The 10,885-nt window shown below is 65.1% G+C and carries 8 protein-coding genes, 1 tRNA gene and 2 pseudogenes; 6 read left to right on the top strand and 5 right to left on the bottom strand.

Translation table 11 applies throughout. The features are described 5' to 3' along the window. Together GJ632_RS22200 and GJ632_RS14325 are read left to right on the top strand one after the other, a co-directional pair. The coding region (locus tag GJ632_RS22200) for a hypothetical protein (protein ID WP_394351812.1) at window positions 1–1,423 on the top strand (1,423 nt) is incomplete at its 5' end. 52 nt (window positions 1,424–1,475) lie between these two features. Further along, complete coding sequence (locus GJ632_RS14325) at window positions 1,476–1,979, top strand: hypothetical protein (protein ID WP_191453323.1); 504 nt, start codon at window positions 1,476–1,478, stop codon at window positions 1,977–1,979. A gap of 90 nt (window positions 1,980–2,069) precedes the next feature. On the opposite strand, the pseudogene GJ632_RS14320 reads toward GJ632_RS14325, so the two are convergent. The 5 genes and pseudogenes from GJ632_RS14320 to GJ632_RS14300 all read right to left on the bottom strand — a co-directional run bounded on the left by GJ632_RS14320 (window position 2,070) and on the right by GJ632_RS14300 (window position 8,280). After that, window positions 2,070–3,361: pseudogene (locus GJ632_RS14320) on the bottom strand (ABC transporter ATP-binding protein). After that, on the bottom strand, window positions 3,358–4,473 hold the full coding sequence (locus tag GJ632_RS14315; RefSeq protein WP_191453322.1) for an ABC transporter ATP-binding protein: 1,116 nt from the start codon (window positions 4,471–4,473) through the stop codon (window positions 3,358–3,360). The pseudogene GJ632_RS14320 and the gene GJ632_RS14315 overlap by 4 nt, the downstream one beginning before the upstream one ends. Then, the gene (locus GJ632_RS14310) at window positions 4,473–5,492 is read right to left on the bottom strand and encodes an ABC transporter permease (protein WP_191453321.1); all 1,020 of its coding nucleotides are present in this window, start codon (window positions 5,490–5,492) and stop codon (window positions 4,473–4,475) included. Before GJ632_RS14310 ends, GJ632_RS14315 begins: the two co-directional genes overlap by 1 nt. Beyond that, the gene (locus GJ632_RS14305) at window positions 5,492–6,490 is read right to left on the bottom strand and encodes an ABC transporter permease (protein ID WP_191453320.1); all 999 of its coding nucleotides are present in this window, start codon (window positions 6,488–6,490) and stop codon (window positions 5,492–5,494) included. Before GJ632_RS14305 ends, GJ632_RS14310 begins: the two co-directional genes overlap by 1 nt. A 101-nt stretch (window positions 6,491–6,591) precedes the next feature. Further along, the gene (locus GJ632_RS14300; RefSeq protein WP_191453319.1) at window positions 6,592–8,280 is read right to left on the bottom strand and encodes an ABC transporter substrate-binding protein; all 1,689 of its coding nucleotides are present in this window, start codon (window positions 8,278–8,280) and stop codon (window positions 6,592–6,594) included. Window positions 8,281–8,657: 377 nt separating this feature from the next. Here GJ632_RS14300 and trmY point away from each other — a divergent pair, with 377 nt between their 5' ends. The 4 genes and pseudogenes from trmY to GJ632_RS14280 all read left to right on the top strand — a co-directional run. Next, window positions 8,658–9,251, top strand: a complete 594-nt coding sequence (gene trmY / locus GJ632_RS14295; RefSeq protein WP_191453318.1) for a tRNA (pseudouridine(54)-N(1))-methyltransferase TrmY — start codon at window positions 8,658–8,660, stop codon at window positions 9,249–9,251. 64 nt (window positions 9,252–9,315) lie between these two features. Next, window positions 9,316–9,388, top strand: a tRNA-Pro gene (locus GJ632_RS14290). Between the two features lie 344 nt (window positions 9,389–9,732). Further along, window positions 9,733–10,455, top strand: coding sequence for a ferritin-like domain-containing protein (locus GJ632_RS14285; protein ID WP_191453317.1), 723 nt, complete (start codon window positions 9,733–9,735; stop codon window positions 10,453–10,455). A gap of 105 nt (window positions 10,456–10,560) precedes the next feature. Further along, window positions 10,561–10,885, top strand: a pseudogene (locus GJ632_RS14280) (hypothetical protein); the annotation flags it as partial.

Genomic DNA, 10,885 nt, shown 5'->3' with positions numbered 1-10,885 from the left:
CTGCCACACAGTTCGGGAAACGGTCAAGTTAGTCCGACCAGAACACACGCTCGATGAGGAGCTCGGACGCCGCGGATTCCTCGCCAGTCTCGGCGCGGGGGCGGCGACGCTCCGCCGCCGCCCCCGGCGTCGCCCGACCGCCCGCGAGGACGAGGGGTTCTCGCCCGCGACGCACGGGTTCGGATTCCGGAACTGGCGTGGGAACGAACCGGCGTACCCCGCCCACGACCACCGCGCCGTCGCGAAGTCAGAGGTGCGCGAGTGCGTCGAGGAAGACTGGAAAGGCCCGTTCTCCGACCTGTTCGGCACGCCCGTCGCGAGACTCCCCGACGCCCTCGTCGGACTGCTCTCCTCGCAGATTCGCGTCGCCGCCGCGCAGTTGTCCTCGACGGACGGCCACTGCTACGGCATGACGTTCTCCGCGCAGGAGTTCTTCGAGAACCCGTCGCTGCTCCCCGCCGACGTCGACGACGCGGCGTCGCTCCGGCGCCCGAAGTCCCCCCGCGAGTCCGGAGAGACCATCGGCGTGCACATCGACGAGTACCAGTCGACGCAACTGCTCGACGTCCACTCGTGGCTGGGTCGCCACCGGATGCTCCGCCCGCACCGAATCGACTTCGAGGCGGAACTGGCGGCGCTGACCGCCGCCGTCGACGCGTTCGGGACGGCGGGGGTCACCCTCGTGGACACCGCCACCCGCCGGTCGCATCAGGTGCTGGTGTACGACTACGAGGCGGACGGCGCGAAGACGCGACTCCGCGTCTACGACCCGAACGTGCCCGCCCGGGCGTACCAGCGCGGCTACCGGCGGCGACTGACGGTTCGACCGACCCGGACGCCGCCGCTCACCGGCCACCCCGACTTCGACAGTCTGGTCTTCAACCGCTGGGACCGGGCCATCCGCGCGGACGCCGACGTGCAGACGCCGCAGCGAACCGCCGAGAGCGACGGCGACGACTTCTCGCACCTCCTCGAACGCGCGGTGCGGTTCTCCGTCACCTCGCCGAACGTGTCGCTGTCCGTCGTCGCGCCCGACGGGTGGACGGTCGGTCGGAACGTGGCGGCGAAGATGGACCGCAGTCGGACCGACGTGTACGCGATGCGCTACCGCTACGACGCTCCGCCCGGCGACTACCGCGTCTCCGTCGTCGGCCAACGGGACGCGACGTACGAGTTGACCGCGGAGGCGGCCGGACTCGACGGCTCGTACCTCGAACGCTCCGTGACGGCGACGGTCCGTCCGGGCGAGGTCCGCGAGTACGTCGTCACCGTCCCCGAGTCGCCCGACGCGGAGGCGACGCTCCGCGAACGCGAGGCGTACCCGTTCTCGACTGTCGTGCGCGGACTCGACGTGCCCAGTCTCGCCGCCGGTGCGGCCGCCGGGGCGGCCGTGTCGGCGTACGTCCTGCGGCGCGACGACTGACCGTGCGACCGACGGAGGTAAACGCCGCGCGGGCCTACCGACGGGTCGAGCAATGCCACCCGCGAACGGCCCCGTCGGGAACCGGGAGGACCGGTACGGCTTCGACGACACCAAGAGTCCGATAGCCGACGCCCTCGGGAAGTTCGTCCCGCAAGCGGTCGTCAGACGTGCCCTCTCGCTGTCGGTCCGGACGGACCGGGAGACGTACGCCCCCGGCGACCCGGTCGAACTGACGGTCGAAGTCGAGAACCAGTTGCCCCTGCCCGTCGCCGTCGAGACGCCGACGCGACGGCTCTGGGGGTGGACCGTGGACGGCGAACTGGAGGCCAGCGACGAGCGAATCTACCTCCCGGAGCGCCCCGCGAAACTCACCTTCCGGGCGGGCGAACGCAAGGTCTTCACGCAGACGTGGAACGGCCTGTTCAAGCGCGTCGGGGACGGCGACGCGCCGACGCGGTGGGTCGAACCGACGCGCGGCGTCCACGAGATCGGCGCGTACCTCGCACTCGACGGCGACCGGCCCGAGGACACCACCGAGATACGAATCGACGGCTGACGCCGTCGCTCGCGGTTCGGGCGTACGCGGAAGACGAGATGTGAGTTCGAGCGCGCGTTCGAGACGAGCGAGAGCGAACCGGACGGCCGGTCAGTCGGCGTTCGCGCTGCCCTCGATGTCGTCGCGGTGGAGGTGACAGGCGGCGAAGTGGACGTCCGTCCCGTGTTCGGGTTCGACCTCGTAGGAGGGAACCTCCTTCGCGCAGATGCTCTGCTCCGCGAACGACTCTCGCAGTCGGTCCTCGGCGGCGTCCCAGTCGTCGTTCAGCACGTCGTCGATGCTCGTCTCGACGAGCGAGCCCGCCTCTCCGTCGGGCGTCCCGTTCGGGAAGAACTCCTCGCGGATGGACGCCTCGCCCTCCGGTTCAAGGTACGACGCTCCGTCTCGCGCATGAACGCCTTCACGTCGTCCCACTCCTCCAGCGTCAGGTCGTACTGGTCGGGCGCGATGAGTCGCGGACATCGCGTCCGGAACCGACAGCCCGACGGCGGGTCGATGGGAGACGGCACGTCGCCCTCGAGGACGCCGCGCTGACCGCCGTGCCGTGGGTCGGGCACCGGAATCGACTGCAGGAGGGCGTTCGTGTACGGATGCTGGGGGTTCTCGAACAGCTCTTCGGTGTCCGAGAGTTCGACCAACTGTCCGAGGTACATCACGGCCACGCGGTCGGAGATGTGCCGGATGACGGAGAGGTCGTGGCTGATGAACAGGTAGGTGAGACCGAACTCGTCCTGGAGGTCCCGCATCGTGTTCAGCACCTGCGCCTGGATGGAGGCGTCGAGCGCCGACGTGGGTTCGTCGCAGACGATGAAGTCCGGGTTGACGGCGAGCGCCCGCGCGAGGTTCACGCGCTGGCGCTGTCCGCCGGAGAACTGGTGCGGGTAGCGGTTGTAGTGCTGGGGGTCGAGGCCGACCTTCTCCAGCAGCATCCGCGCCCGTTCCTCGCGTTCGCCCTTGTAGAGGCCGTGGGCCTTCATCGGCTCCTCGACGATTGGACCGACCTTCATCCGGGGGTCCAGCGAGGACTGCGGGTCCTGGAAGATCATCTGCATGTCCTCGCGCATCGAGCGGAGTTGCTCGCCGCTCATCTCCGCGAGGTTGTCGCCCTTGAACCACACCGCGCCGTCGGTCGGCTCCAGGAGACGGAGGACGGTCCGTGCGAGCGTGGACTTGCCACACCCGGACTCGCCGACGAGTCCGAGCGTCTCGCCCTTCGCGATGTCGAACGTCACGTCGTCGACGGCTTTCACCTCCTCGTCGTTGAACAGGCTCGCGATGAGGCCGCTGCCCTGACTGAAGTACTTGGTCAACCCTTCGACTTTGAGGAGCGTCTCCCCGAAGCCGACTCCGTCCGAACTCTCCGTCACCATTCCTTTGCTCATTCTCTGTCACCTCGTGCTTCGACGAGTCCGCCGCTGAACGCGCCGGTGGCCTCGGTCTCAAGCGGTTCGGCGTCGTCGTAGCCGACGTTCTCGTACTTCACACACGAGACCATGTGCGAGGAGTCGCCGGGGTCGCTCACGTCCTGATACGCCGGTCGGACCTCCTTGCAGATGGTCCGGGCCTCGGGACAGCGCGTGTGGAACCGACAGCCCGACGGCGGATTGATCGCCTCGGGCATGACGCCCTTTATCGGGTTGAGTTCCTCGACGCTCTGGTCGGGTCGCGGGATGGAGTCCAAGAGCGCCTCCGTGTACGGGTGACGCGTCTTGTGGAACAGGTCGTCCACGTCCGCCTGTTCGATGATCTCGCCGAGGTACATCACGTTCACGCGGTCGCAGATCTCCGCGACCACGCCCAGGTCGTGCGTGACCCAGACGAACGACGTGTTGTACTTCTGCTGGAGGTCCTCGACGAGGTCCAGAATCTGACCCTCGACGGTCACGTCCAGCGCCGTCGTCGGTTCGTCGGCGATGATGAGGTCCGGTTCGCAGGCGAGCGCCATCGCGATGATGACGCGCTGGCGCATCCCGCCGGAGAACTGGTGCGGGTAGCTCTCGTACCGCTTCTCGGGCTCGGGAATTCCGACCTCCCGGAGCATGTCGACGGCTATCTCCTTCGCCTGCTTGCTCGTCACGTCGCGGTTCAGTTCGATGAACTCGCGGAGCTGTCCCCCGATCTTGAACACCGGGTTCAGCGCCTCCATCGGGTCCTGGAAGATGATCGCTATCTCCTTGCCCCGAATCTGCTTGCGCATCTGCTCGTTGGAGAGCATCTCCGAGGACTGCCGGAGTTCGCCGTCCGGCCCCTCCTCGAAGTCGATGAGCTTCTTGCCCTTGTACGTCACCGTCCCGCCGACGATTTCGCCGGGGTCCTCGACGAGCCGCATTATCGAACTCGTCGCGACGGACTTTCCGGCGCCGGACTCGCCCACGAGGCCGACGAGTTCCCCTTCGTTCACCTCGAAGGAGATGCCGTCCACCGCGCGGACGGTCCCCTCCTCGGTGAAGAACTGCGTCTTCAGGTTCTCGACTTTGAGTAGTGGTTCGCTCATCAGTTGTTTATCCGTGGGTCGAGTGCGTCTCGGAGGCCGTCACCGATGAGGTTGAAACCGACGACGGTGATCAGGATGGCGATGCCGGGCCAGATACTGAACCACGGGTTGGGCAGCATGTACTGCCGGGAGTTCGAGAGCATCTGTCCCCACGACGGCGTCGGCGGTTGCGCACCGTAGCCGAGGAACGACAGGCCGGCGATGATGAGGATGTTCACGCCGACCTGCAGCGTCGCCTGCACCAGCACGGGCGCGAAACTGTTCGGGATGACGTGCCGGAGGATGATGTCGCGGTCGCGGACCCCCGCCGCCCGCGCCGCCTCGATGTAGTCCTCCTCGCGCACCGATAGCACGCGGGAGCGGATGAGGCGGGCGAACGTCGGGATGGTGGCGATACCGACACCGATCATCGCGTAGGTCAGGTTGCGGCCGAACGCGGTCATGAACGCGATGACCAGCACGAGGAACGGGATGGCGTACAGCGTCTCCGACCCGCGCATCAGCGCGTCGTCGATCCAGCCGCCGTAGTAGCCGGCGATGGCGCCGACGAGCATCCCGAGGATCATCGCGATGCCCGTCGAGACGATGCCGACGGTGATGGCGATGCGCGTCCCGTAGAACAGGCGCGCGAAGATGTCACGGCCGCGGTGGTCGGTCCCCAGCGGATGCGCCCACGTTCCGGGGTCGTTCGGGTAGAGCTGGTTCGTCAGGTAGACCGGCGGGCGCAGAATCTGCGCGTTGGCCGGGTCGTTCACCGGGTTCACCCAGACCGTCTCCGCCAGCACGTACTGGTGGATACCCATGTTCGCGAACGTCTCGAAGTCGCCGAGGATGTCGAAGACGATGCCGTCGACGAACGCGATGAGCGCGACGGTCGTCATGACGGCGATGACGCCCAGACCGGCGAGCGCCGTCGGGTCGCGCTTCACCTGCGAGAGGGTGTAGCGCAATCCGACACGGGCTTCTGGCTGTTCGGGACCGCTCTCGTCTGCGTCAGTTCTGCTCGTTGCGTTCGACATTATTCTTCACCCTCGAACGAGACTCGTGGGTCCACGTAGGCGTACGAGAGGTCCGTCAGGATGACGCCGATGACGAACACCAGTCCGAACACCAGCGTCGTCCCCATCACGAGCTGGAAGTCCTGATTCTGGATGGCCGTGATGATGAGGCGACCCATCCCGTTGATGGAGAAGACCGTCTCGGTCAGTACTGCGCCGCCCAGCGCGCTGGTCAGCTGGAGGCCGACGATCGTGATGAGGGGAAGCTGCGCGTTCCGGAAGGCGTGCTTGCGCACGATCGTCGTCTCGCTGACGCCGTAGGCGCGGGCCAGTTTGACGTACTCTTCGCCGAGCACTTCGAGCATCGAGGAGCGCTCGATGCGAGTGAACGCCGCCATCTGCAGTGTTCCGAGCGTGATGGTCGGCAAGATGAGGTGGTGGATGGATTTGAATATCACGTCCAGCTGATTGCTGGCTCCGTCGACGCTCGCGGGCGCGACCCACGGGAGGATGATGTTCGTCGCCGGGAACCAGTCCAGCCAGAACGAGAAGATGATGATGAGCATCAGCCCGATCCAGAAGGAGGGTGTGCTGACGCCGAAGAGGGCCACGACGCGGGAGACGTGGTCCGTCGGCTCGTTGCGTCGCTTCGCGGAGATGATGCCGAGCGGAACGGCGGTCACCAGCGCGAACGTGAAGGCTGACAGCAGCAGGTAGAGCGTCACCGGCAGGCGCTCTGCGATCTTCTGGGTGACGGGAACCTGGTAGTAGATGCTCGTCCCGAGGTCCAGTTGGATGACGTCGAACAGGTAGCTGAAGTACCGAACGTGGAGCGGTCGGTCGAGTCCGAACTTCGCACGGATGGCTGCGGCTTGTTGCGCGCTCGGCGACGGGCCGAGCATGATCTGTACCGGGTCCCCCGGGATGGCGTCGGTGAGGAAGAACGTGATGGTAATCACGCCGACGATCACCGGAATCGCCTGGAGGAGTCGGCTGATTGTGTAGCGAAGGCGTCCCATTGTTACACCACTACTGGTTTTCGTCCATGTATGTCTCTAAGCGTCGTTTAGCGGCTGGTTTGTACATAAATATGGCGTCTCAGCCTCTGTCTGAAAGTGTATTACTTGTTGACAGAGACGTTGTTGTGCGACGTGGACAGCGTGAAGCTGAGCACGGGGTGTGAACTGAAGTCGTTGACGAGGTCCTTCACGCCGAAACTGTTCTTCAGGTTGTAGGCGGGCAGGTGCGCGCGGTCCTCGAGCGCCATCGTGATGCCCTCGGTGTAGAGCTGTTTCCGCTCCTCACGCTCGGGCGTCTCGCGGGCCTCGATGAACTTCTGGCTCACCGTCTTGCCGTTCTCGCTGTTGTTGCCGTAGAACGTCCCGTTCGTCACGCCGAGCGTGTTGTCGTCGCGACCGAACATGTAGTACGTGAACGCGTCGGGATCGGGGGTTCCGGACCAGCCGAGCGTGTAGATGTTGTAGTCGTCCTCCTTGCCGGAGACGTACTTGTCGAGGAACGCACCCCAGTCGAGACGCTGGACGGACGCGTCCCAACCGGCCTCCTTGATCCCGTTAGAGATCGTGATGCCGATCTGTTCACGCTTGTCGTCCGGCGGGACGATGATCTTGAACGAGTAGTCGTCCGGCACGCCGGCCTCGTCGAACAGCGCCTTCGTCTGGTCGATGTCCTTGTCGTGCGGAATCTGCTTCCACTCGTCGAGCGGGAAGCCCCACTCCTCGGCGATGGACTTCGGCAGCGGGCTGTACTGTCGGATGCCCGTCGGCTCCACGTAGGAGCTGACCGCCTGGTCCATGCTGAACGCGTAGTCGATGGCCTCGCGGACCTTCTTGTCCGTCGTCGGGCCCTCGTTGCAGTTGAACGCCGCGTAGAAGTACCCGATGCCGGGCACCTCGTCGATGCTGGCGTCGGAGATGCTGCGGACCGTCGGGTACTGCTTCGGCGGAATCTCCTCGATGATGTCGTTCTCGCCGTTCTTGAGCGTCGTCACGCGCGTCGTCGCCTCTTCGACGGGCACGAACTCGACTTCGCCGAGCTTCGGCTTCGGCTCGCCCCAGTAGTCCTCGTTGGCCGTGATGCGCGCGAAGTTACCTTCCTGCCACTCGTCGAACACGAACGGACCGGAACCGACCAGGTTACCGCCCGTGTTGAACGCGTCCTTGTCCTCCTCGCGGACGGACTCGGGCACGACGTACCACGTCAGCGTGTTCATGAAGGGCGCGAACGGGTACTTGAGGTCGAACTGAACGGTCTTCTCGTCCACCGCGGTGATGGAGTCGACCATGTTCAGTTCGGAGGCGTTCTCGGTCTCCTCTTTGACCGGTGCCTCGAAGGAGTACTTCACGTCGGACGCGGTGACGGGGTCGCCGTTGGAGAACGTCGCGCCGTCCTGGATGGCGACCGTGTAGCGCGTACCGTCGTTCTCGACGGTCGGCTCGCCGTCGGCGAGGACGGGCACGATACCCGTCGACTCGTTGTAGGTGTAGAGTCCTTCGACGATGCGGTCGACGACCTGCGACGACGGAACGTCGTTCAGGACGATGGGGTCGAACTCGATGGGGCTCTTGACGAGCGCCATCTTGAGCTTCCCGCCGGCGGTGCCGCCACCGCTGGTGGTTTCTGTCCCGGTGGACCCGGAACCGCCTTCGGTCCCCGTGCTCTCTCCTTCGGTCTCGTTACCGGAGCCGCCAGCGCAGCCGGCGAGACCTGCGATACCTGCGCCACCGAGGCCCTGAAGGACACGGCGACGGTTCAGTTGACTGTGAAACGTCTTGGGTTTATCTGACATGGGTTACTGCACCTTATGTTGAGGGATACCGAGAATCAGCCGCTGGTTGGATAAATACCTAACGAATGTTCTCCGGTATCGGCAAATCTTGTTTTTGCGCCGTTCCTCTCGCCGTACTCGGCTTTTTCCGCTCCTATTCTACAAGGAATTAAGCATGTTGGTAAACTTTCATTCACGTCGAAGTTTTCGCTAGATGAAATACGATTTTCACCTAACACCTTCCGTTCGTCGTGTTGTGTCGTAAAATTCCAATCGTTTGTTTTATTCGGTACCGGATGATAGTTCGTTATGCTTAGCACGTGGTGAATGCTAGCAGTCGTAAGCTTTTCGGCTGAGTCGAAGGACAGACCCTTGTTCTGGGGGCGACACCGGCCCGTATGCGACAGTTCGTCATCACCGGTCACGACGTTCCGACGACGCCCGACTTCTCGCTCGACGACTTGGCCGGGGGGGCCGGTCGGTTGGACGTGCTCTGCCGGTGCGTCAACTCCGCGTTCTTCCTCTCGCACGCGATTCGGGAGTCAGTCCGCGTCCACCTCGTCCTCGGCGACGAGTACACCGTCCGGTTCGAGGGGTCGGAGTTGCGGCGGCTCAACCCGGACGAACGCAGTACGGCCGCGTTGATTCGCGGCGCGTTGGAGGTACGTGAGGAGGCCATCGGGCACATGCCCGCGGAGGCGAGTCCCGGCGTCAGCATCCGTCGGATGGACTTCGAGTCGACGCTGGACGCCGTCGCCGACGGAACCGTGGTCGAACTCCACGAGGACGGCGACCCGGTTGTGGACGTCGAACCGCCCGTCGACCCGGTGTTCGTCCTCTCGGACCACCACGACTTCACCGACGACGAGGCGGACGCCCTCGCCGCCGCCGCGGACGAACGGGTCCGCCTCGGTCCGGAGGTGCTGCACGCCGACCACTCCATCACCGTCGCCCACAACTACCTCGATACCGACGGTTTCACGACGTACTGACTCCCTCGGGCGAACACCGCGAATCACAACTGTTAAACGCGGCGCCGGACTCAGTTCGAGGTGCGGGCCGGTGGGGTAGCTTGGTATCCTTCGGCCTTCGGGTGGCCGTAACCGCAGTTCGAATCTGCGCCGGCCCATTTTCACCCCACTTCGCAACGACGAACGAGAGCGGAGCGTCCGTCGTGAGCGACCGTCCCGGAGTTCGAATCTGCACCGTGGCCGCGAGCGACGTGCGCGGCGACCCGCGACGGTAGTCACGCCGGTCACTTCTCGCGCCTTTCGTCTCTTCGAGCGACTTCTGCCTCGCTCTCTCGACGAGCGACGCGAAGCGATCACGAGCCCTGTATGTCTGGTGACGACGAGAGAGTTCGGAGAGATAATTTCACACCTCGCGACTCCGGACGAATTTGGGTGAGAGTTCGGAAAATCCTCATTTATCCGACAATCGGAGTCGTAGGTGCGCTTCGACGCGCACACTCCAATGACAGACCACGACCAGTCGACAGACGAGACGCCCTTCGATTCGGCAGTACGGGCAGTACAGGACGCAGTCACCTCGCGACGCCAGTTCCTCGCGGGTTCGACCGCCGCGGGACTCGGTGCGCTCGCGTTCGGGACGTCGAGCGTCGCGGCCGACGAGCACGCGGACGGCGCGAGCGACGAGACGACTGACGTGGACGTGCTGAACTACGCGCTCACGCTCGAACACCTCGAAGACGCGTTCTACGCGCACAACCTGAAGTCGCTCGGCGGCTACTACAGCAAAGAGACCATCGTCACGGCCGACATGTTCGACCACCTCCCGTGGGGCGCTCGCGAGCCAATCTACGGGAACCTCACCGACATCGGCGAACACGAGGCCGCGCACGTGGAGACGCTGGAAGCGATCATCGAGGACCTCGGCGGCACGCCCGTCGAGAAGGCCGAGTACGAGTTCGGCACGATGCAGGCGAACAACCCGACGGCGTTCTTCGAGACGGCCATGGCGCTCGAGAACACCGGCGTCGCTGCATACGCGGGCGCTGCGCCGAGCATCAGCAACGACGACCTGCTCTCGGCGGCGCTCAGCGTCCACAGCGTCGAAGCCCGGCACGCGGCGTACCTCAACCGTCTGAACGGTGCTGACCCGTTCCCGAACGCCTTCGACGAGGCGAAGTCGATGGACGAGGTGCTGGAGGTGGCCAGCCAGTTCATCGCGGACTGAGACCCCGACACCGCCCTCCGACTCGAACGTCTCACCACTCCTTCTCGCCCTCGCTTCGCCCGGCTTCAGAGGCGTTATGCCTGCCGACCCCCACCACCGACACGAATGAACGAGGGCATCGACTTCGACTTCGCGGACACCGAGGACGTCGCCGCCAGACGCGACGAGGTGGTCGCGGCCGTCGAGTCGCACGCGGGACGGATTGCGCGCGAACTCGCCCTCCTGCAGGGGGGCGACTACGGCCAGCGAGCGTTCACCACCTCGCGGGGGACGTGGACGGTCAAGTACGAGGGCGGTGCGCTGCAGTACCTCCGGTACGAGGGAAAGGGCGGGGCGGAGACGTACGTCGTCTCGACGAAGCGGCAACCCGACCCCGCGGACCTGGCGACGGCGATGCGCGACTACGAGGCGTTCGTCGAGTCGTACAACG

Origin of the sequence: Halogeometricum sp. CBA1124 (genome assembly GCF_009741955.1) — an archaeon.
Classification (GTDB): Archaea; Halobacteriota; Halobacteria; order Halobacteriales; family Haloferacaceae; genus Halogeometricum; species Halogeometricum rufum.
This window is presented reverse-complemented; position numbering and strand designations above follow the sequence as displayed.